Genomic DNA, 22,124 nt, shown 5'->3' with positions numbered 1-22,124 from the left:
CACAGTGGTTTAAGAGGAAATATTTAACCATAAGATCAAGCCTTGTTAAATGCTTGATTTAATGCTGATCAAGTTCTAAAATAGAGATTGAGGAGGCGTTGAGAATCAATTACTATTGACAGGTTTTTTATAGAAAAATCGTCATTGCGAGGCACGAAGATAACCGAACGGAGTGAGCTCATGAATGCCTTAAAAGCAACTGCAAAAATGAATAATCTTAAAGCTCACGCTAGTAGCGATAGTTGTAAGATTGCTTCGTCGGCTGAAAAGCCTTCTCGCAATGACGATTTCTCGCAGCAATAAATCCTGCTAAAAACCTTCTGTCATTTATATTGAGCTTTGTGTTGTAAATAAAACTCGAAATGACGATTGCTCTAGATCCTACGCGCCAACCTCATCAAAATTAGTGGCGGTTGCTAAATACTTCCAATTGGCCATATCCCTTTGTACATCTGCAATTTTTGCATCAGCTATCTGATAAGCATCAGGGCCTAAGAATAAATGAAGCGGTGGGTTTTCACTTTTCGAAGCTTCAATAATCACCTCAACTGCTTTGGCCGGATCGCCTGGCTGCTGGTTATTGATATCGTTTTGGTGTGCTGCTTGCGAGTCGCGTACCTCTTTATAGGCATCAATTGGTTTATTCGGTACCGCTAATGATCCTTCAGTTAGGAATGCCGTTCTGAAATATCCCGGTTCTACAATTGTTGCTTTGATTCCCATCGATTTTACTTCAGCTGCCAACGATTCTGTAAAGCCAACCACTGCAAATTTTGTCGCGCAATAAATTCCGAAGCCAGGGAAGTTACCTGAAAAGCCGCCAATTGAAGAAATATTGAAAATATGACCCGATTGCTGTTTCCGTAATTGAGGAAGTACCTTTCTGATTACATTTAATGAACCAAAAACGTTCACATCGAAATTTTGACGCGATTCTTTATCGCTTAACTCTTCTAAAGCACCAAGCATTCCATAGCCAGCATTGTTTACCACAACATCTACCTGACCAAATTTGCTGATTGTTTGACTAACTGCTGCTTCTACACTGCTTTCGTCGATCAAATCGACAGCTAGCGGCAAAAAGTTTTCGTGTTCACCAACTGCGTTTATTAAATCGTTCAGGCTTCTTGAAGTTGCGGCAACGCTAAGGCCACTGTTTAATAATGTTTTTACTAATGTAAGTCCCAGGCCTTTTGATGCGCCTGTTACAAACCATACTTTTTGATTTTCCATAATGTTTTTGTTATTGAATTAATTTTCGTCGAAATCTGTTGAAATTGTAATAGCTTTCCAGTCTCTAAATTCCTTCTGTAGTGATTCTAACTTGTTGTTTGCTCTTTGAAAAGCATCATTCCCCAAAAGTAAATGAAGGGGTGGATTAGGCATACTTGCCAGTGAGATCATAGCCGCAGCGGCTTTCTCGGGATCGCCGATCTGCTGACCGTCCATTTTTAGGTATTTGCTGTGTATTGCCCGTACTTCTTCGTATTCGGCAATTGGATTGGCAGCCAAAATCAGCGAATCAGTAGTTAAAAAACTGGTTCTGAATGCGCCAGGAGCCACAATAGTTACTTTTATGCCGAATTCTTTTAGGTCTTCTGCCGATACTTCTGATAATGCAATTACAGCCGATTTTGCTGCAGCATATACCGCCCAGCCCGTTGCGCCTGCAATACCTGCAATTGATGCAATGTTGATGATATGTCCGGCTCTTTGCTCCCTTAAATAAGGTGAAGCTTTTCTGATGACATTCAGTGTTCCGAAAACGTTAACATCAAAACTGTTGCGTGTTTCTGCATCGCTAAGCTCTTCGATACTGCCTCCGATTCCGTAACCTGCATTATTGATAACTACATCGATTCTTTCGAATTTTGTAACAGTCGTCTTTATCGCTTCCTCAACGCTTTGTTCATCGGCGAGGTTAACCGCTAGAGGGAGGAATTTTCCGCTGTCGTTATTTACTGCTTTTTTAAGTTCACTGATATTTCTTGATGTGGCCGCAACATATTGGCCAGCATTTAGCAACTGATGAACCAAACTTAATCCTAAGCCCTTTGAAGCCCCGGTAATAAACCAAACTTTTTTCTTGCCCATAGTTTTTCCTTTTTGTTAAGACAAAATTACAGTGCAAATGAATTCGCTTTATTACGTTAATCAAACTTATGATTACGAAATTCAAACAATTCGGTAAGAAGTAGGCGTGTGGTTAGTTAGTTTTTTAAAAAAGTTATTAAAATGGGTAGGCTCTTCAAAACCGAGGCAATAACCTATTTCTGATATGTTCCAATCGGTATGCTTGAGTAAAGCTTTAGCTTCACTTAATAAACGTTCAGTAATATAATGTGTAGTGGTTTTGCCAGTGGTTTCTTTAATTGCACGGTTTAAGTGGTTTACATGTACCGAAAGTTGCGAAGCATAATCCTTGGCTGAGCGCATGGTAAGCCTTTGCGTAGTTGTTTCGATGGGGAATTGCCGCTCTAGTAACTCTGTAAAAACAGAAGTGATCCTTGTATTGGCATCAGTATGTTTAAATAGTGTTTCAGATGGCTGTGTTTTTAGCGCAAAGTGTGTAATTTCAGTAATATAGTTTCTGAGCAGATCGTATTTATAGATGTAATCGGTATTAATTTCCTCGAACATTTTGGAAAAAATAGCCTCTATCTGTTTGTCCTGTTGTTCATTCAAAATATATGCAGGTTTCCCTCCATGGGTAAACATAGGTAAATCACCAATGTTTCCACGGATCTTTTCGGTAAAAAAAGCTTCTGTAAAAATACAGAAATAGCCTGTTACCTCACTTTGTTTACCACTGGCCAGCTCCCAGGTATAAGGTACAAGCGGGTTGAAGAAGATTAAAGCGGTGCCATTAATCTCGATGCTTTTGTCAGCATAGTGGTAAACATTATGTCCGCGGGTAAGGCAGATTTTGTAATAATCCCTGCGGTTATAACTCATAGGCTTATGATCATCCCTTAAACAATCTTCTAACTTGAAAACGTTAAAGTGCCCCACGCCGTTCTGTAGGTTATCTGGTAAGAAACTAAATTTGTTCTGGTAAAAATCTTCAATTGTCTCCGGCTTGTTCATAAATCAAAGTTACAAAATTCAAACGTAAAATAAATTACCGCAATTAAAAGGAGATTTGGATGATAAAAATATTTGTATTAAATATACCGATTGGTATATATTTGCATCATCAATTTAAAAGAACATGACCAAGGCAGAAAAAACAAGAAAATTCATTGTAGAGAAAACCGCACCTATTTTTAATATGAAAGGTTACGCAGGCACTTCTTTAAATGATATTACTGCTGCCACGGGTTTAACCAAAGGTAGTATTTACGGTAACTTCGCCAATAAGGATGAAGTGGCGCTAGCGGCTTTTGATTATAATCTGAAAAATGTATCAAGCAGGATAGAGGCTGAAATGAATCGGCAGGCCAGCATAAAAGATAAGCTTTTGGTGTATATCGATATTTATCAAAAATTTATGGATGGTTCGGTGTCAGAAGGAGGCTGCCCGGTTCTAAATACTGCAATTGACGCTGATGATACTCATCCCGAATTGCGGGGAAGAGTGTTGAAAGCTGTGTTAGATTGGAAAAACAAAATTGCTAAACTAGTTGAAGCTGGGATTGCCAAGAAAGAAATTAATATAGTTCATAATCCTGAACAGATTGCTTTAACCATTATTGCCATGGTAGAAGGCGGTATCATGATTTCGAGGTTGACCGCAAAACCTGCACACTGGAATTTAATTATGGATTCATTAAAAAAATATATCAATAGCCTCAGCTAAAAATTTTTAAACTAAAATATACCGATTGGTATTTTGTTATGAAAAGAACCAGAACGATAACTTGGGAAGACCCGATGAAAGGAGCGAAGGAAGCTATGCAGATGGATGGTGTTGATTATCTGCAGGCCATGAGTGATCATAAATTTCCGCAGCCGCCATTGTTGTATACCTTGGATTTTAGTGTAAGTCTGATAGAAAAGGGCAATGTGGTTTTCGAATTTACACCTCAGGAATTTCATTACAATCCAATCGGCACTGTGCATGGCGGGGTAATCACTGCTATTTTAGATTCGGCTATGGGCTGTTCGGTCCATTCGCTTTTACCTGCCGGAAAAGGATATACCACTTTAGAGCTGAAGGTAAATTTCCTGAAAGCCGTTACCATCCAAACCGGGAAACTCAAAACCGTAGGGAAGGTGATCAACCTTGGTGGACGTACCGCCTTGGTAGAAGCGCAATTAGTTGATGAAAATAATAGCGTTTATGCTCACGCGGTGAGTACTTGTTTAATCTTAAAATTTTAAAAAAAAACATATAATGAAAACTTCACAAAATACCGTTTTATTGATCGGCGGAACAGCTGGTATCGGTTTAGAAATTGCAAAACAGTTAACTGCTTTAGATAATCATGTAGTTATTACGGGTAGAAACCAGGAACGCCTAGATGCAGCTGCTGCATCATTACAAAATGTAACCACCATTCTTTCTGATGTAAGCAAGGCTGAGGATGTAGATCAATTGGTAGCCCACATCAAAGCCGATTTCCCTCAATTAAATATCGTGATCAATAATGCAGGAAGAGCAATCCTGTACAATTTAGCTGACCCCAATCAGGATGCTTTTGCCAATGCAGAAGATGAAATGTTGACCAATTATTTATCGATTATCAGGATCAATCAAAAATTGCTGCCTGTTTTAAAAGCACAAAGGGAATCAGCTATCGTAAACGTTTCATCTATTGTGGCTTATGTTCCTGGTGTTACTTTGCCAACTTACGCAGCCAGTAAGGCAGCATTACATTCTTACAGCACCTCGTTAAGGTTAAGTTTAGAAGAAACTGCTGTTAAGGTTTTCGAATTGATGCCACCATTGGTGGATACAGAATTTTCGAAAGAAATTGGTGGCCATAATGGTATTAAACCTTCTGTTGTTGCAGATGATTTGCTAGCGGCTTTAGCCAATGATGAATTTGAAATCAGGGTGGGAGATACCGCTAAAATTTATGAACTGTTCAGACAGTCGCCAGTTGATGCCCTGAATGTGATGAATGCAGATAGAAAAGCCTGGGTTGATTCAGTTAAAAAATAAAAAATATAGCAGGGGATGAAAAAGAAGCTAGCATTTGCATTTATTATGGCGGTTTTTACTACAGGAATAGTTACTTTCGCGGCCATAAGTGTTAATCTTGGATTTACATCGATCTTTATGAAAGTTTGGTTAAAATCATGGGGCATTTCTTACATTGTAGCCATCCCTGCTATATTAATTATTGCCCCACGCGTACAATCATTGGTCGATTATTTATTCAAGAATATTGACTAAAAATTATTAAAATGAAAAGAGTAGTAGTAACAGGTTTAGGTGTTATAACGCCACTTGGTAATACCGTTGAGCAATTCTGGCAACAGATATTGGCCGGAAAAAGCGGCATCGGTACCATTACAAAATTTGATGCCAGTAAATTCAAAACCCGTTTTGCGGGCGAGGTAAAGGATTTTAATCCTGAAGAATACCTGGAGAAGAAAGAAATTAAAAAGTACGACCTTTTTACCCAATATGCAATCGGCTCGAGCGATCAGGCGATAAAGGATGCAGGATTAGATTTTACTGCAATGACCGATGATCAATTGGCTGAAGTTGGTGTAATCTGGGCAACGGGAAACGGCGGGATCGGTACTTTTGAAGCGCAGTTGGAAGAATTTCATGCAGGTGATGGAACACCAAGGTTTAATCCTTATTTCATTCCAAAAATGATTGTCGATATTGCCGCAGGAGCAATTTCCATCCGCCATAAATTGCGTGGACCCAATTATTGTACCGTATCTGCTTGTGCATCATCTAATACTGCCATTATCAATGCTTTCGATACCATTCGTTTAGGAAAAGCAAGTGTAATGATTGCTGGTGGTTCTGAAGCTGCGTTAACCAAGTCATCTGTAGGTGGCTTTAATGCCGCTCAGGCTTTATCTAAAAACAACGAGGATCCACAAGGAGCTTCTAAACCTTTTGATGCCGACAGAGATGGTTTTGTGATGAGCGAAGGCGCAGGCGCATTGGTTTTAGAAGATCTGGATCATGCTTTAGCCCGTGGTGCCCACATTTATGCCGAAATTGTTGGTGGTGGAATGGCTGCTGATGCATATCACTTAACCGGAACCCCTCCGGATGGGATTGGTGCGGCTTTGGGTATGACAAAGGCTTTAAAAGATGCTGGAATTAGTGCAGATAAAATTGATTATATCAATGCACACGCCACTTCAACCGGATTGGGCGACTTAAGTGAATTACAGGCGATTAATACTGTATTCAATGGTTTTCCAGTAGTAATTGGTGCAACTAAATCGATGACGGGTCATTTACTTGGTGCTGCCGGAGCGGTTGAAAGTGTAATCAGTGTTTTATCGATCAGAGATAATGTGGTGCCGCCTACTATTAATACCAAAAATCTGGACGAAAATATTCCAAAAGGATTGAATTTTGTGTTGGGAGAAAGTATTAAAAAGGAGATCAATTATGTTTTAAATAACACTTTTGGTTTCGGTGGTCACACCGCGAGTACTATTTTTAAAAAGTATGAGGCTTAATTGATTTTGTTATTCTCAACTTGATTGGGAATTTTTAAAGTGTTTGGTTAATCGCCAAGCACTTTTTTTGTTTTAGATAAGTTTAAATCGTGTCGTCATCTCAACAAAGTTCCTTATTTGTCATTCTGAACGTAGTGAAGAATCTTTTGGTACTATACTAGCCTTAGCGTCTCGCTAAGACGCTAGTTTTTTCCCACAGAGACACGCAGAATTAATCTATAAAGGTCTTCGACTAAGCTCAGAGTGGTAATCGCGTTAGTTATGCCAATGGGTTAGAAACCGATGAACCAATGGCTAATGAACCAGTGAACCTACTTATCCATCAATAAATTAACAAGCTCTTTCAATTCTTCAATTTCCAGTTCCAATTTTTCTATTCTGCTTTCCAGTTCAGTAGGATCAAATTGCGGTGTGCTTATCGTTTCGGTTTCAGGTTCTGAAGTGGTTTCGGCCTGTTCGCCTAAAAGATGAACAAAACGGGCCTCTTTTTGACCAGCTTTTTTTGCAAGTTGTTTTACAAATGCAGGTTCTTCATCTGATAGTTTCTGAAGCTGTTCTAAAACTTCTTCTATGCTTTCAAATTCATATAACCTTCCCGAATTGCTATTGATTTCACCAGGTGTTAATGGACCTCTTAAAAGTAATAAGCAAATAATGGCAAGTTCTGAAGGCACTAGCGGATAAACGATGGCCAGATTATGTTTGTATTTAGTTGCACGACTTGATCCTCCTGTAGCAGTGGAGATTAAACCTTTTATTTTAAGTTGATTTAGTGTTAATGTTATGGTGTCCTCATCGTAATTTACCACCGGATTTCTTGAGCTTTTCTGGTTACATGCAGCAGTTAAACTGTTCAAAGTCATTGGGTAATAATCGGGCGTGGTGCGGCTTTTTTCTATTAATGCGCCCAAAACGCGTTGTTCTTCTGCTGATAAATCGGGTAGTGGTTTTACGTTGTCCATGTTATAAAAGTATAAATTGGTTGAACATTTTGAAAATTATTTTGTTAATGATTTATTTCTAGTGAGTTATACAAAAATATTACTCGATAGAATAATTCTAAATTTCCGAATTGCTACAATCTGAACATTAGAATAACGAACTTAGGAGTACATCCCAATATCTAAATATCCAATTATGAAATCTTCCGATCAGAAACCAAATCAGGGTGATAGCAGGCGCGATTTCCTCAAAAAAAGTTCGGTAATTACAGCCATTGCACTAACGCCTAGTGTTGCGGTTAAAGCAGCTGAAAGCAATGCCGATGAACGTTTCGCTCAACTTTTCGAGAAAATCCCATTAGAACTTACGGTAAATAATAAAGTATATCAAACTACGGTTGAGCCCAGGGTAACGCTTTTAGATTATTTGCGTGAAGAATTACACCTAACAGGGACTAAAAAAGGATGCGACCATGGCCAGTGTGGTGCTTGCACCGTTCATGTTGATGGACAAAGGGTAAATTCATGCCTCAGTTTAGCAGTAATGAATGAAGGAAAGAAAATTACCACGATTGAAGGATTGGCCAACGGCGAAACTTTGCATCCCATGCAGGCTGCATTTATCAAGCATGATGGTTTTCAATGTGGCTATTGTACGCCGGGACAGATTATGTCGGCCGTGGCTTGTGTTCGCGAAGGGCATACTGGTTCAAGAGCAGAAATAAGTGAATATATGAGTGGAAACATCTGTAGATGCGGCGCTTATCCTAATATAGTTGATGCTATTATTGAAGTTAAGGAAGGAGGCGAAAAGGTATGATCAATTTTCAATACTTAAGAACAACCACGGCGAAATCAGCAATTGCCTTATTGGTAAAAGATAAAAATGCCAAATTTTTGGCGGGTGGAACAAACCTAATTGATTTAATGAAAAGAGGTGTTACGGCACCCGAAAAACTCATCGATATCAATCATGTTCCATTAAAGCAGATCGAGCAAATTGGCAATAAAATCCATATTGGTGCTTTGGCTTCTAATTCGGCAGTTGCAGACAGTGCGCTGATTAAAGAGAAACTACCATTACTTTCCTGGGCTTTACAGGCGGGCGCATCTGCCCAGCTGAGAAATGTAGCTACTGTTGGTGGTAATATGATGCAGCGTACACGTTGTAGTTATTTTTATGATACCGAAATGCCTTGTAATAAACGTCAACCCGGTACAGGCTGTGGTGCCATGGAAGGTTTTAACCGCATGCATGCCATTTTTGGGGCTTCAGAAAAATGTATTGCCGTTCATCCAAGTGATATGTGTGTAGCATTAACCGCTTTAGACGCTGAAGTGGTGGTGGCTAATGCCAAAGGAGAACGTAAAATACCATTTAAAGATTTTCATCGCTTGGCAGGAGATACTCCACAGCTAGACAATAACTTAAAAGCAGACGAAATGATTATCCGTTTGGAAATTCCGATGAATAACCTTGCTAAAAATTACCATTATCTTAAAGTTAGGGATCGGGCTTCTTATGCTTTTGCACTTGTTTCTGTAGCTGCAGCATTTGAGCTCAGCAATAATAAAATTACTGATATTCGTTTGGCAATGGGTGGAGTAGCGCATAAACCCTGGCGTTTAACGGCATCCGAAAATTTCTTAAAAGGAAAAGAAGCCACCTTATCGAATTTTGAAGAGGCAGCGCAGTTGGCCATGAAGGATGCAAAAGGTTTTGGAGGAAATGACTTTAAACTTAAACTGGCACCCAATACAATAATCGAGGGATTGAATCTTGCAAAATCTAAAGTTTAGTTATGGAAAAGAGAGTTTTAAAAGACGACAACGACCGCGTAGATGGAATTTTAAAAGTTACGGGGCAAGCTAAATATTTTGCGGAATACGAACTGCCGGGTTTAACCTATGGTGTTTTGGTAACCAGTACCATTACCAAAGGAAAAATTACAGCGCTCGATACCAAGGCGGCTGAAAAAGCGCCAGGTGTAATTGCTGTGATTTCGCATTTAAATAAACCATCGGCAGCTGCTTACGAGCAGGAAGGTGGTCCGCAAATGAAGATTTTTTATACCGACAAAATTTTCTACAATGGACAGCCAATCGCAATTGTAGTAGCCAATACCTTTGAAAGGGCAACTCATGCAGCTTCATTGGTTAAAGCAACTTATGCTAAAGAGGATTTTAACACTGATTTTGAAAAAGCTTTAAAAGATCCTAAAGCAAAGAAACTTCAAGGTCAGGCTGATTATAAACGTGGTATAGAAAACGCTTATAAAACCGCAGTGGTTAAGCTCGAAGAAAGATATTTCCTGCCTATCGAAACGCATAACCCGATGGAACTTCATGGGATCATCGCCGATTGGAGGCCAAATAACCAGCTTACGGTTTATGCCAAAACACAAGGTGTAAAAGCTACTCAGGGCACCATTGCAAATGTTTTTAAAATTCCGATGGAGAACATTCAGGTAAATTCGGAATTTGTTGGTGGTGGTTTTGGTATGGCACTCCGTACCTGGCCCTTGGAAATTGCAACGGTAATGGCCTCTAAACATATTGGTAAGCCTGTAAAAGTGGTGATTACCAGGATGCAGATGTTTACTATGGTTGGTAATCGGCCGGCAGCGATACAAACGATTGGTTTAGGCGCAAATAAGGATGGTAAATTAACAGGGATTACGCACAGGGCTTATGGCGAAACCTCTACTTATGAGAACTTTACCGAAGGTGTGGTTAACATGGCGAAGTTTATGTACCAATGCGATAACGTAAATACTGCTTATGCCATTGTTCCGGTAGATCTTGGCGTTCCAATATGGATGCGCGGACCTGGGGAGGCTACTGGAGCTTTTGCCTTGGAAAGCGCAATTGATGAAATGGCGCATGCTTTGGATATGGACCCATTGGATTTTAGGATAAAAAACGATCCTGAAACCGATCAGCAGAAAAACAAACCCTTTTCGAGCAAAAACATAAAAGAAGCCTATAAAATTGGGGCAGAAAAAATAGGGTGGAGCAACAGGAAAAATAAGCCGGGCAGCTTGATTGAAGGACCATGGCAAACAGGTTATGGCGTAAGTGTTGGGGTTTTTAACGCCAATAGAGGCAAAGCCAGTGTGAAGGGCATTTTAAAGGCTGATGGATCGCTGCATTTGCAAAGTGCAACCAGCGATATTGGTCCGGGAACAGGAACTGGCATGACTTTAATCGCCAATAAACTGATGAAGATTCCTGTAAATAAAATTACCTTCGAATTGGGTGATTCTTCTTTGCCGCCAGCGCCTAGTCAGGGCGGTTCAGCTACGTTATCTACAGTAGGTTCGGCAGTTAATGATGTTTGTGTGGCACTGAAATCTGCGATTGCTGAACTGGCTGCAAATTCGAATATGGATGCAACGGCTAATTTTGTTGATGTGTTAAAAAAGAATAACCTTCCGCAAATAGAAGTAACCAAAGAGAGTCAGGGAGGAAAGGAAAGGGATAATTACTCAATGTATTCGTTCTCCATCCACTTTGTGCAGGTAAAGGTTCATGCGCTTACAGGCGTAGTAAAAGTGAGTAAAATCGTTTCTGTAGGGGATTCCGGTACCATTGTAAGTCCGAAAACTGCGCGAAGCCAAATGCTTGGTGGTGCTGTTGGCGGTATTGGCATGGCTTTAACCGAAGAATCGATTATCGACCACCGCTATGGAAGGTATATCAATAATAATTTTGCCGATTACCATGTTCCGGTAAATGCCGATGTTCCAGAGATTGATGTTAACTTTATCAATAAACCCGATCCTTACATTAATCCGATGGGTGCAAAGGGAATGGGTGAAATTGCATTAATCGGTTTTTCTGCCGCTGTAGCCAATGCTGTTTTTAATGCTACAGGAAAAAGAATCAGGACATTGCCGATAACGCCGGATAAGATACTGGCTTAATTAAGTTGTCTTTGGTTAATTCCAAACGTGGTTTATCATCTTGAGGGATAATTTATTTTATAAAATTAATGCGAGTGACGTATAATTGATTTATTTTGCTATACACCACGGTCTTGCCTCGGCTCGCCGCCGCCGTAGGGCTCCTTCTTTTTGGCATCAAAAAGAAACAAAAAATGCCGGCTGAAAATTTTTCTTTTGAAGCCAGTTGTGCGGCTAGAACAGTGCAGCCCGAAAAATTTGTTAGGCCGGATTTAAGTAGAACGGGGATACTGTGGTATGGCCTAGCTAGATGGAAACGCGAAAGTAATTAAAATGCTGATTAATAATAATTTGTAAATAACATCCATGGTAGTGTAGTAGAAGGATCTTTACTTAGATAGATACTGAACTTGATTTGGAATTACGAAGTGCTAATCGAAGATAATATTGCTTTGGATTTACGTGCCCCGCAATGACAATCGTTGAAATAAACAAAAAAAATGCGAACCGATTTTGGTTCGCATTTTTTTTGTTTATTACGTCATTCCCGCGCAGGCGGGAATCTTAAAGCTATAGCATTACGATCCAAAATTAATTTGAGATGATGTATCGAGTAATTATTTAGCAACCGCTTTACCCGAGTAAGTTGCCGCTAATTTTAATGCATTGTAAGTATTTACAATTCCGCCACTGATACAAAGATCAGAGAATGGGATAGAAACTTTTTCTGCACCAGGTTCTTCGCCTTTAGCATACTCCACGTTATGGTTAACTTTGGTAACCGATTTAACGATGATTTCTTTTACCTGTGCGGCGGTTAATTTTGGATAATAAGAGCGGATTAATCCTGCTAAGCCAGCCACAACAGGAGAGGCCATACTGGTTCCATCTAAATTTTTGTATTTAGAACCCGGTACAGTAGAATAAATCTGAACGCCTGGAGCAAAAACATCTACCTGGGTTTTGCCGAAGTTAGAGAAACTGGCTTTTAATGTTTCATCATCTTTAGGACCTGAAGCACCAACGGTAATCCATGATGCAATAGTTTTCTCATCTAAATCTTTGTGGTTAGGAAAATTATTTTCTACATCGATATTTTTGTTTTCGTTACCTGCTGCCTGAACGATCAATACATCTTTAGATACCGCATATTTCATAGCTTCGTTAACGATTGCTTTGTCCCAGCTATAAGCCTTGCCAAAACTCATGTTGATTACTTTTGCACCGTTATCAACAGCATAACGAATAGCATTAGCAACATCTTTATCCCTTTCATCGCCATTTGGCGTACAACGAACACCCATAATGGCAACGTTATCCGCTACACCTAAAATACCAAGTTTGTTGGTTCTATCAGCCGCAATGATACCAGCTACGTGTGTGCCGTGCATGGCATCAGGACCTGCAACGTCGTTATTGCCATAAAATTTCTCCTTAACATTATTTGGATCATCACCAACTATTGAGCGTGGATCGTAATCGAGGTTTAAGTTGTAATTGACCTGGCGTGTATAGTAATCCAGTCCTTCTACAATCTGATCTTCGTAAAAATCTTTGAAGCTGCCTTTTTCTAATTGCTGGCTCAGTACATTTTGAATCCTGCCTTCAACCTCTGTTGATGGTTTGAAGTTTTTAAAGTCTTCTACGGTTGGGTTTTCTTTACCGATTTTCTTTACTACAGCATCTAAAGCTGTTTTAAAACCAGTAATGCCTGCCAGATTTTCCCTGGCTTCTGCCAATTGTTTTTCTAAATCGGCTCTTTCTACTTTAAAAATTTCGAAATCCTTTTTGTCTTTTTCGGCTACATTCGCATCTGTGGTATTGGCAAAACGTACCTGATCGCGACGAACCAAACGGGTTAATTCTAAGGTTTCGAAGTTTACAGATTCTTTAGGTCCGCCAATAAAGTTCCAGCCATTTATATCGTCGATATAACCATTCTTATCATCGTCCTTGCCATTACCGGCTATCTCCTTGGTATTTACCCACATAATTCGTTTTAAGTCTTCATGGGTAGCTTCTACGCCGCCATCATTAACTGCTACGATTACTTTAACAGATTTTTTGCCTTTTAAAAGTTCTTTATATGCTTTTTCGGTACTGATTCCGAATGTACTATCACTTTTAAGATCAAGATTTTGCCAATTGGCTTTTTGAGCATTGGCCAAAGTTGATACCGCACTCACAAGCGCAACACTTAACAGCGCGCTAAAAATTCTACTCTTATTCATTTATGTATTTTTGTATTAAACGGCGAAAGTTAATTTTAATTTTTTTATTGGAAGAAATTGTATTAAAAATGATGTTTTTCACATATTTTAGTAATGAAAAAAATCCTGAAATTCATTATTCAGGATTTTGATCTTTAAAGCAAAAATTGGCCTCTGTTTATTTCATATTGGTAACGATTTTTTTTGCCATTTCATCATGAGATTCGATTACACTTAAAGTGTTGCCAGCCCAGCTTTTAATTGCCTGATCGCGGTTTTGCATCCCTAGTTCAAATAAGGCTACTGTTTTTTCATGATCGGTGACCATCATAACCATATAATGTTTATCAAAAGCTATACCTGTCATTTTCTTCATTTCATCTAAATGAATCTGATCTTCGGCCGGCAATGCATCTGGGGTGATTACTTTTTTGTTTACAGCCAAAGCTTTCAACTCCGTATTGGCTTTTGTGTGATCAGTCAACATTTTAGCGGCGAAATCTTTCACCTCAGCACTTGTTGCATTTTTCTGCGCAATCTTAGCGGCTTCAACTTCCATGATACCTCCAATTGCTGCTTTTCTTAAAAAAGTTGCACCTGCTTCGTCAACACCTGATTCTGTACTTTCGGCTCCTGTAGCATGGTTGCCGTTTACCATATTGGTATCGCCAGCAACACTATCTTTAGTGGTTGCCGATTTCTTATCTGCAGTTTGACAAGCCTGAAATGAAAGCACCAGGGCAAAAGCAGTGGATAATAAAAATATCTTTTTCATGTTTTCTCTATGTTTTGATGTGTATGAAAAACAAGAGAGTTGAAAAAAGGTTTTATATCTATTCTGATGACTTACTGTATGCGTTTTGAATAACAATGCCCATTTGGCTTTCTGGATTTTTAATTGGCGAAAAACCGAATTGTTCATATAAACCATGTGCATCTAAAGTAGCCAACTGGTAACGCCTTAAGCCTTGTAAATCTGGGTGGAAGATCATAAACGACATCAGTTTTTTTGATAAGCCCAAACCGCGGTAACTTTCTTTAACGTACACATCGCAAAGCCATGCAAAGGTGGCCTTATCCGTTACCCAACGGGCAAAACCTACCTGTTCTGTTCCTTTGTAAACACCAAAACAAAGTGAGTTTTCAATAGAACGTTTTACGATATTAAAAGGAATATCTTTTGCCCAATAAGACTCTACACTTAAATAATGATGTATGGCTTCGAGATCTAAAAGCTCTTTTTTATCGGAAAATATAAAACCGTTTTCGCTGATTTCCATGAGTTGAATGGTTAATCGGTTAATTGTTTAAATTGGTTAGTAATACAGTTAACCAGTTTAAACAATTAAGCTTTCTAATTGCGCATATTAATAAACTGTAATGGCTGACCAAAATCTTCATTTCTACAAAGATTCATCACGGCCTGCAGATCATCGATTTTTTTTGCGGTTACTCTAACCTGGTCATCCATAATGGCAGGCTGAACTTTTAATCCACTGGCTTTGATCTTTGCCACAACCTTTTTTGCTGCCTCTTTATCTAATCCTTCTTTAATACTGATTTCTTTTCTGATCATATTGCCAGAAGCCTGATGCTCATCGCCAAAATCTAAACTTTTCGGATCTAAATTCTGTTTCATCATCCGCGAGATAATGGAACCTTCGATTGCTTTTAATCGCATATCATCTTCAGTAACGATGGTTACTACGTTTGTTTTTTTATCGAGATCGATGGTGCTTTTCGATCCGTTAAAGTCGAATCGGTTAAGGATTTCTTTTTTAGCATTGTTAATTGCGTTGTCTAATGTTTGCGAATCAACTTTACTTACAATATCAAAAGAAGGCATGGTTTTAGCTTTAAAGTAAAAAAATAAGTAGATTTAATAGAAATTAATCCATCCTCACAAAAAAACGAAAAATAATATGAAAACCACTAAACCGAAGTCTCAAAAAAAGATCACCAAAAAAGAAGTGAAGAAACAATTGGAGCAGTCGATTACGGATAAGTTCTTAGATGTGATCAAAAGTTTAGGTCATGATGTATCGGAAATTAGTACGGAGGTAGGGAAAGCGAGTAAACGTGTGGCTAAAAAATTAACCAAAAAATTCACCATTGTAAAGGCAGATGTTGGACAAAAGATTGACGATTTGTTACATGCATCAAAAGAGAAAGCAGCGAAAAAACCAGTTACAAAAGCGGTAAGTAAGTCAGAAAAAACTGCTCAGAAAGTTGTTAAAAAAGCCGTTGCAAAAGCTAAACCAGTAGTGCAAAGCATTAAGGTTGCGGCAATTGAAACAGAAGAAAAAGCAGAAAAAGTATTGGCAAAACCAGTTGCAAAAGCAAAAGAAGCAGTAAAAGATGCCACAACAGCGGCAAGTACCGCAGGTAAAGCACCAACAAAAGCTGCTACAGCAGTTAAAAAAGCAATAGCGCCAGCCGCTACTCCTGCAAAAGCAGCTCCTGCTGTTAAAAAAACGGTTGCTAAAACTGCAACACCGGTTAATAAAGAGGGGAAAACACCTACTAAAAAATAAATTTGTTAACGTTAACGTGTAAATGAATTAACATCGATTTAACAAATTAATGTGCAGCTTTGAGCATCCCTGTTTTGGCAGGGATTTTTTATTTTTTTAAATGAGCAATAAGAAGATCCCTTTTTTAAACCGCGAAATCAGTTGGCTTTACTTTAACGAACGTGTACTGCAGGAAGCTGCCGATGAAACGGTTCCGCTGATTGAACGGATTAAGTTTCTATCTATATTTTCTTCAAATTTAGAGGAATTTTACCGTGTGCGAGTAGCCACCATGACCAGGCTAACCAATCTGAACGATAAGGCTAAAGCACTTTTGGGATTTAATCCAAAGAAAATTCTGAATGAGATTAAAAACATTGTTGTAAAACAAGAAAGAAAATTCGACCAGCTTTTTCAGGCTACCCTAATAAATGAACTTGCTCAAAACAGGATTTTTATCTTAAACGATACCCAACTGAATGTAAGCAGAGGCGAATTTGTTAAAAATCATTTTAGGGATAAGATTTTATCTAATCTTGTTCCCATTATGCTGGATATGGATAAACCTTTTCCAGAACTGAAAGACCGGTACCTTTACTTTTTTGTTAAACTTTCGAAAAAGGATACAAAAATTAAAGAGAAATATGCACTCATAGAAATTCCACCTAATTTGCCACGGTTTTTGGTACTGCCCGAAACAAACGATCTAAAATTTATTATTCTTGCCGAAGATATTATCAGGTATTGTTTAGACGATATATTTTATGTTTTTACTTACGATAATTTAGAGGCTTATTCGATCCAGCTAACACGGGATGCCGAATTAGATATTGATAAAAACATTAATGATAAATTTATCGAAGATTTAAAAAGCAGTTTAGAAAAACGTAAAAAAGGGAAACCAATGCGTTTGCTTTATGATTCGGCGATGCCTTTAAATATGCTTACTGTACTGGTAAATAAACTCAAGCTTGAGGCTGAAAGTTTAATTCCGGGTAACCGTTACCATAAGTTTGGCGATTTTATTGCCTTCCCAAATGTAGGTAAAAAGGAATTGGAATATGCGCCGAATGTGCCACTTAAGGTTCACGATTTGCACAGAACCCAAAGTATGTTTAATAAAGTTGCCCAGCGCGATTATTTGGTGAATTTACCCTACCAATCGTATGACTATATTATTTTGTTCTTGCGTGAAGCTGCAATTGATCCGAAAGTAACCGAAATACAGATTACTTTATACCGGTTAGCCGAAAACTCAAAAGTAATCAATGCATTAATCAACGCTGCTAAAAATGGTAAAGCAGTTTCTGTTTTATTAGAACTTAAAGCCCGTTTTGATGAACAGGCTAATATTTACTGGACCACCCGCTTAATGGAGGAGGGGGTTAAGGTAAATTACGGCTTAACCGACTACAAAGTACACTCTAAAATTTGTTTGGTTAAACGGATTGAAAAAGATAAGCCAGTTTACTACGCAAACTTAGCAACAGGAAACTTTAACGAGAAAACCGCAGGTTTATACTGCGACCATAGTATTTTCACTGCTAAGAAAGAGATCACCAATGATCTGGTCAAACTTTTTGATGCGTTGAGCAAACGTACCGTAACGAAGGGATTTAAACACCTGATTGTTTCGCCGCTGGAGAGCCGCTCGAAACTGGTCAATTTTATTAACCGCGAAATCAGGAATGCTAAACAAGGCAAACTCGCCTACATTATGTTAAAGGTAAATAGCCTAGCGGATGAAGGGATTATCGCCAAACTTTACGATGCGAGCAATGCTGGGGTTAAAGTTCAGCTGATCATCCGTGGTATCTGCTGTCTGGTACCTGGAGTAAAGGGTTTTAGTGAAAATATTACCGCTATTAGTATTATCGATAAGTTTTTGGAGCATGCCAGGGTTTATATTTTTGGTAATAACGGTAAAAACGACATGTATTTATCATCTGCAGATTTAATGAGCAGGAATTTCGAACACCGCGTAGAGGTAGGATTCCCGGTTTTAGATCACGATGTGAAACAGGAAATACAGGATATCATTGATCTGCAATTGCAGGACAATACCAAATCGAGGCAGATCAATGCTTTGAACAATAATAAATACCATAAAAACAGATTAAGTAAAAAGATAAGGGCGCAGGTAGACATCTACAACTATTTAAAAACCAAGCATCAATCATAATGTTAAGATACGCAGCTATAGATATCGGTTCGAATGCGGTGAGATTACTCATTGCTGATATTAGCAAACAAGACGGAAAATATAAGTACAAAAAGAATACCCTTATACGTGTGCCGCTCCGCTTGGGAGATGATGCATTCTTAGATCAATATATTTCGGAGAAAAAATCTGCAGACCTGGTAAAAACCATGACTGCTTTTAAAAATCTGATGGATGTTTATCATGTTTCGGAATATTTAGCCTGTGCAACATCTGCTATGCGAGAGGCCAGCAATGGAGAAGATATTGTTAAGCTGATTAAAAAGGAAGCCGACGTTACTTTAGAGATTATTGAGGGACAACGCGAAGCGAATATTATTTACGCCAATCATATTGAAGAAGAGTTAGACGAAAATAAAAATTACCTATATATTGATGTGGGTGGAGGTAGTACCGAGTTATCAGTTTTTGTAAAAGGCGCTCCAGAAGCATCAAGATCCTTCAATATTGGTACAATCAGGATGCTCGACAACCAGGATAAGGAAGAAACCTGGGATGAAATGAAAGATTGGGTAAAAGAGCATACAAAAGCCTATAAACATTTGGCAGGTATTGGTACCGGTGGCAATATCAATAAATTGTTCCGCATGTCGGATGAGAAGGAAAACGCGCCTTTATCTTTGCAGAAGCTAAATTCGATGTATAATAAATTAACCAGTTATTCATTGAAAGAAAGGATTAACACTTTAGGCTTAAACCCCGACCGTGCAGACGTTATTATCCCGGCTTGTGAGATTTATTTAACCTTAATGAAATGGACTGGTATAAAGCAGATTTATGTACCTAAAGTGGGAATGGCTGATGGGATTATTAAACTGTTGATTGAAGAGAAACTGGATTAGAGACGTTTTACTTGTGAAGCCGTCATTGCGAGAAGGCTTTTTCAGCCGACGAAGCAATCTTTATAGCAAAATTGGTAAATAGGAAAGATTGCCTCGTCGTTACTCCTCGCAATGACGGCCATATATGTGGTGTCAGATGTTTCAATCTTGCACTCTACACGGATCGTCATCCTGAACTTGTTTCAGGATCTTTTAGCCTTGAAAATTACCACAACGTATTATAGACCCTGAAATAAATCAGGGTGACGCATCTAGTTTAATCGATTTTGGTGTGGTGTCAGATGTTTCAATCTGGCACTGAAATGTAACTGTACGATGTTAACATCCTACAGCACGCTCGGGGATAATCCTCCGAGATCGTCATCCTGAACCTGAAAATGTTTAAGGATCATTTTCGTTATGTGACATTAATTTCTCCTAGTTCAGCTAATCGGTAAATAAAAAAACGGAACAACCCTAAGGTATATTCCGTTTTTCCGTTTAAAAAGTCTGATAAATGTTCTTCAGACATCATAATTTTTTAATCTTCTAATAATTTTGTTGCAGCCTCATCGGTAAACCAGGTTAATTTTCCATCGATCGGATCAATTAGCTGTGACGGGTAGGTAGCAGCATCTTTTTGCTCATCGCCAATAACATGTTTAAGCGCTTCGGCTTTATTCTCTCCAAACACCAAGAAAGCAACGTTATCTGCTTTATTAATTAAAGATGCGGTAAAGCTAATGCGATAAGTATCTAGTTTTTCTACGTATACAGCTGCTACATTTACTTCTTCATCTTTGACCAAAGTAGTATGCGGGAAAATTGAAGCCGTATGCGCATCATCACCCATACCCAAAAGGATCAGATCGAAAACAATGTCTTCACCATTAAAATGCTTGTCGATTGCTTTTTTATATTCGATAGCTGCTTTTTCTGGAGCCAAAGTGGTATCAACGTAAAAGATATGATCTTCTTTAATGCCTAGTGGGTCTAAAATGGTTTTCTTGGCCATTAATCCGTTGTAGTTATCATCATTGGCCGGAACGTTGCGCTCATCGCCAAAGAAGAAGTATACTTTTTCCCAATCAATTCTGTGCTGGCCTTCTGTAGCCAGAAGATGATAGAGTGCTTTAGGAGAACTGCCGCCAGTTAATACAAAATTAAAACGGTCGTTTTCTTCGATACACATTTCTGCAATTTTAATTACATAATCTGCCAGATCCTGATTCAGTTCTTCTAATGTTTTATATATGAGTAGATTCATTTTTGTATATTAAATAATATCATGTTGAGCCTGTCGAAACACCTATTGTAAGTTCTTCGACAAGCTCAGAATGACAGTTTGCTTATGGCTATGCGACTAGTTGTCGATACCATCAACTTATTATTCCTTGTTCTTCAATGGCAGGTTAAACCAGTGGAAACCATCTCTTGCAATAAGTGCCTCGGCTTCTTCTGGTCCCCAGCTATCGGCAGGGTAATTAGGGAAGTTGATTGATTTTTTGCTTTCCCAGGTATTCAAAATCGGCATGACCAGTTCCCATGCAGCTTCTACCTGATCGCCACGCATAAACAGGGTTTGATCACCCATCATGGCATCTAATAATAAAGTTTCGTAAGCCTCCGGGGTATCACCTTCATAAGTTCCTTTATAATCGAAAACCATATCAACAGGATTCAATACCATATCCAATCCAGGTCTTTTGGCCTGTACCTGCATACGGATGCTCATTTCTGGTTGTATGCTAATTACTAACCTGTTTTGTTGCCAGTTTTCGGTTACACCTGATGAGAAAATCTGATGCGGAACATCTCTGAACTGAATGGTAATTAAAGATGAAGTTTGGTTTAAGCGTTTTCCAGTTCTTAAATAGAAAGGAATACCTTGCCATCTCCAGTTATCGATATGGAATTTAACAGCAGCAAAAGTTTCGGTATTAGAATGCGCATCAACACCTTTTTCCTGACGGTATCCAGGAACTTCCTTCCCTTCAACCCAACCTTTACTATATTGACCCCGAACAGTATGAAAACGGATATCTTCTGCAGAAAAAGGACGCATTGCTCTTAAAACCTCTACCTTACGGTTTCTGATTTCATCGGCATCAAAATTAATTGGCGCTTCCATTCCAACCAAACAAAGCAATTGCAGCAGGTGATTCTGGATCATATCTCTTAAAGCACCAGAACCTTCATAATAACCTCCACGATCGCCCACACCTAACTGCTCAGTTACCGAAATCTGAACGTGATCGATATAAGATCTGTTCCATAACGGCTCGAACAATGCATTGGCAAAACGGAAAGCCATCATGTTTTGTACGGTTTCTTTACCCAAATAATGATCGATACGATAGATCTGCTTTTCAGTAAAAATCGTGCTCAGTAATGCATTCAGCTCTTTTGCTGATTCTAGATCATGGCCGAAAGGTTTTTCAATAACAATGCGGCTATTATCTTCATCCTGCGTAAGTTTATACTTCTGCAAACATTCAGCAATAATTGGGAAGAAGTTAGGTGCAACCGCCAGGTAGAAAATTACCTGTGTACCTGCGCCGTATTCTTTTTGATATTTATCAACAGCTGCTTTAAGGTTTTCGAAAGTTTTTGGCTGGGCAAAATCGGTTGGACAGTAGTGGATCGTATTTCCGAAATCGTCCCATTTATCTTTTTTAACTTTTCCGCTTCGAGAAAACTCATTCACAGCCTCCTCTAAAGCATTTTTGTAACTATCATCAGTAAATTCGGTCCTTCCTGTACCAATAATAGCAAACTTCTCAGGCATATAGCCCTCCATAAATAAATTATATAGGGCAGGTGCTAATTTTCTTTTATTTAAATCACCTGTTCCACCAAATATTACAAAAATGGTAGGGTTTAATGCGGTTTTGGTTTTCATTTTATGTT

At 38.7% G+C, this 22,124-nt stretch carries 21 protein-coding genes; 11 read left to right on the top strand and 10 right to left on the bottom strand.

The annotated features are described in order from the left end of the window. Nucleotides 1-381 precede the first annotated feature (381 nt). From EYS08_RS18705 to EYS08_RS18695, 3 genes are all read right to left on the bottom strand, one after another. The gene (locus EYS08_RS18705) at nucleotides 382-1,233 is read right to left on the bottom strand and encodes an SDR family NAD(P)-dependent oxidoreductase (RefSeq protein ID WP_131031543.1); all 852 of its coding nucleotides are present in this window, start codon (nucleotides 1,231-1,233) and stop codon (nucleotides 382-384) included. Nucleotides 1,234-1,251: 18 nt separating this feature from the next. Next, complete coding sequence (locus EYS08_RS18700; protein WP_131031542.1) at nucleotides 1,252-2,094, bottom strand: SDR family NAD(P)-dependent oxidoreductase; 843 nt, start codon at nucleotides 2,092-2,094, stop codon at nucleotides 1,252-1,254. An 81-nt stretch (nucleotides 2,095-2,175) separates the two neighbouring features. Then, nucleotides 2,176-3,087, bottom strand: a complete 912-nt coding sequence (locus tag EYS08_RS18695) for a helix-turn-helix domain-containing protein (RefSeq protein WP_131031541.1) — start codon at nucleotides 3,085-3,087, stop codon at nucleotides 2,176-2,178. A gap of 124 nt (nucleotides 3,088-3,211) precedes the next feature. On the opposite strand from EYS08_RS18695, the gene EYS08_RS18690 reads away from it, so the two are divergent. The 5 genes from EYS08_RS18690 to fabF are packed head-to-tail and all read left to right on the top strand — an operon-like array spanning nucleotide 3,212 to nucleotide 6,603. Further along, nucleotides 3,212-3,799 carry a TetR/AcrR family transcriptional regulator gene (locus tag EYS08_RS18690; RefSeq protein WP_131031540.1) on the top strand — a complete coding sequence of 196 codons (588 nt, stop codon included), beginning with the start codon at nucleotides 3,212-3,214 and terminating at the stop codon, nucleotides 3,797-3,799. A 38-nt stretch (nucleotides 3,800-3,837) separates the two neighbouring features. Then, nucleotides 3,838-4,323, top strand: a complete 486-nt coding sequence (locus tag EYS08_RS18685) for a PaaI family thioesterase (protein WP_131031539.1) — start codon at nucleotides 3,838-3,840, stop codon at nucleotides 4,321-4,323. A gap of 13 nt (nucleotides 4,324-4,336) precedes the next feature. Then, nucleotides 4,337-5,107 carry an SDR family oxidoreductase gene (locus tag EYS08_RS18680; protein ID WP_131031538.1) on the top strand — a complete coding sequence of 257 codons (771 nt, stop codon included), beginning with the start codon at nucleotides 4,337-4,339 and terminating at the stop codon, nucleotides 5,105-5,107. Nucleotides 5,108-5,122: 15 nt separating this feature from the next. Continuing rightward, complete coding sequence (locus tag EYS08_RS18675; RefSeq protein WP_131031537.1) at nucleotides 5,123-5,341, top strand: DUF2798 domain-containing protein; 219 nt, start codon at nucleotides 5,123-5,125, stop codon at nucleotides 5,339-5,341. A gap of 11 nt (nucleotides 5,342-5,352) precedes the next feature. Next, nucleotides 5,353-6,603, top strand: a complete 1,251-nt coding sequence (gene fabF / locus EYS08_RS18670) for a beta-ketoacyl-ACP synthase II (RefSeq protein WP_131031536.1) — start codon at nucleotides 5,353-5,355, stop codon at nucleotides 6,601-6,603. Nucleotides 6,604-6,914: 311 nt separating this feature from the next. Here the strand turns inward: fabF and EYS08_RS18665 are convergent, their stop codons facing one another. After that, complete coding sequence (locus EYS08_RS18665; RefSeq protein WP_131031535.1) at nucleotides 6,915-7,565, bottom strand: YceH family protein; 651 nt, start codon at nucleotides 7,563-7,565, stop codon at nucleotides 6,915-6,917. Between the two features lie 175 nt (nucleotides 7,566-7,740). Between EYS08_RS18665 and EYS08_RS18660 the strand changes: the two genes are divergently transcribed. The 3 genes from EYS08_RS18660 to EYS08_RS18650 are packed head-to-tail and all read left to right on the top strand — an operon-like array spanning nucleotide 7,741 to nucleotide 11,470. Next, nucleotides 7,741-8,364 carry a (2Fe-2S)-binding protein gene (locus EYS08_RS18660; protein ID WP_131031534.1) on the top strand — a complete coding sequence of 208 codons (624 nt, stop codon included), beginning with the start codon at nucleotides 7,741-7,743 and terminating at the stop codon, nucleotides 8,362-8,364. Continuing rightward, on the top strand, nucleotides 8,361-9,344 hold the full coding sequence (locus EYS08_RS18655; RefSeq protein WP_131031533.1) for an FAD binding domain-containing protein: 984 nt from the start codon (nucleotides 8,361-8,363) through the stop codon (nucleotides 9,342-9,344). The genes EYS08_RS18660 and EYS08_RS18655 overlap by 4 nt, the downstream gene beginning before the upstream one ends. Before the next feature lie 2 nt (nucleotides 9,345-9,346). After that, on the top strand, nucleotides 9,347-11,470 hold the full coding sequence (locus EYS08_RS18650) for a xanthine dehydrogenase family protein molybdopterin-binding subunit (RefSeq protein ID WP_131031532.1): 2,124 nt from the start codon (nucleotides 9,347-9,349) through the stop codon (nucleotides 11,468-11,470). 596 nt (nucleotides 11,471-12,066) lie between these two features. Here EYS08_RS18650 and EYS08_RS18645 read toward each other — a convergent pair. The 4 genes from EYS08_RS18645 to EYS08_RS18630 form a co-directional block, all read right to left on the bottom strand. Further along, a complete protein-coding gene (locus tag EYS08_RS18645) occupies nucleotides 12,067-13,680 on the bottom strand; it encodes a S8 family peptidase (RefSeq protein ID WP_131031531.1) in 1,614 nt (537 codons plus the stop codon). 157 nt (nucleotides 13,681-13,837) lie between these two features. Continuing rightward, nucleotides 13,838-14,434, bottom strand: coding sequence for a DUF4142 domain-containing protein (locus EYS08_RS18640; RefSeq protein WP_165456509.1), 597 nt, complete (start codon nucleotides 14,432-14,434; stop codon nucleotides 13,838-13,840). A 58-nt stretch (nucleotides 14,435-14,492) separates the two neighbouring features. Next, nucleotides 14,493-14,939 carry a GNAT family N-acetyltransferase gene (locus EYS08_RS18635; RefSeq protein ID WP_131031529.1) on the bottom strand — a complete coding sequence of 149 codons (447 nt, stop codon included), beginning with the start codon at nucleotides 14,937-14,939 and terminating at the stop codon, nucleotides 14,493-14,495. A gap of 74 nt (nucleotides 14,940-15,013) precedes the next feature. Next, complete coding sequence (locus EYS08_RS18630; protein ID WP_131031528.1) at nucleotides 15,014-15,505, bottom strand: YajQ family cyclic di-GMP-binding protein; 492 nt, start codon at nucleotides 15,503-15,505, stop codon at nucleotides 15,014-15,016. Nucleotides 15,506-15,581: 76 nt separating this feature from the next. On the opposite strand from EYS08_RS18630, the gene EYS08_RS25830 reads away from it, so the two are divergent. The 3 genes from EYS08_RS25830 (at nucleotide 15,582) to EYS08_RS18620 (ending at nucleotide 19,235) form a co-directional block, all read left to right on the top strand. After that, complete coding sequence (locus EYS08_RS25830) at nucleotides 15,582-16,193, top strand: hypothetical protein (RefSeq protein ID WP_165456508.1); 612 nt, start codon at nucleotides 15,582-15,584, stop codon at nucleotides 16,191-16,193. A gap of 100 nt (nucleotides 16,194-16,293) precedes the next feature. After that, complete coding sequence (ppk1, locus tag EYS08_RS18625; protein ID WP_131031527.1) at nucleotides 16,294-18,354, top strand: polyphosphate kinase 1; 2,061 nt, start codon at nucleotides 16,294-16,296, stop codon at nucleotides 18,352-18,354. Next, nucleotides 18,354-19,235 (top strand): Ppx/GppA phosphatase family protein, encoded by an 882-nt coding sequence (locus tag EYS08_RS18620; RefSeq protein ID WP_131031526.1) that lies wholly within the window; start codon nucleotides 18,354-18,356, stop codon nucleotides 19,233-19,235. The genes ppk1 and EYS08_RS18620 overlap by 1 nt, the downstream gene beginning before the upstream one ends. Nucleotides 19,236-19,755: 520 nt before the next feature. Here the strand turns inward: EYS08_RS18620 and pgl are convergent. Both pgl and zwf read right to left on the bottom strand, forming a co-directional pair. Further along, a complete protein-coding gene (gene pgl / locus EYS08_RS18615) occupies nucleotides 19,756-20,481 on the bottom strand; it encodes a 6-phosphogluconolactonase (RefSeq protein ID WP_131031525.1) in 726 nt (241 codons plus the stop codon). A gap of 120 nt (nucleotides 20,482-20,601) precedes the next feature. Continuing rightward, entirely contained in the window at nucleotides 20,602-22,116 is a 1,515-nt protein-coding gene (zwf, locus tag EYS08_RS18610; RefSeq protein ID WP_131031524.1) for a glucose-6-phosphate dehydrogenase, read from the bottom strand. Between the last annotated feature and the right edge of the window lie 8 nt (nucleotides 22,117-22,124).

The sequence above is a fragment of the Pedobacter kyonggii genome (assembly GCF_004310665.1).
In the GTDB taxonomy this organism is placed as follows: domain Bacteria; phylum Bacteroidota; class Bacteroidia; order Sphingobacteriales; family Sphingobacteriaceae; genus Pedobacter; species Pedobacter kyonggii.
This window is presented reverse-complemented; position numbering and strand designations above follow the sequence as displayed.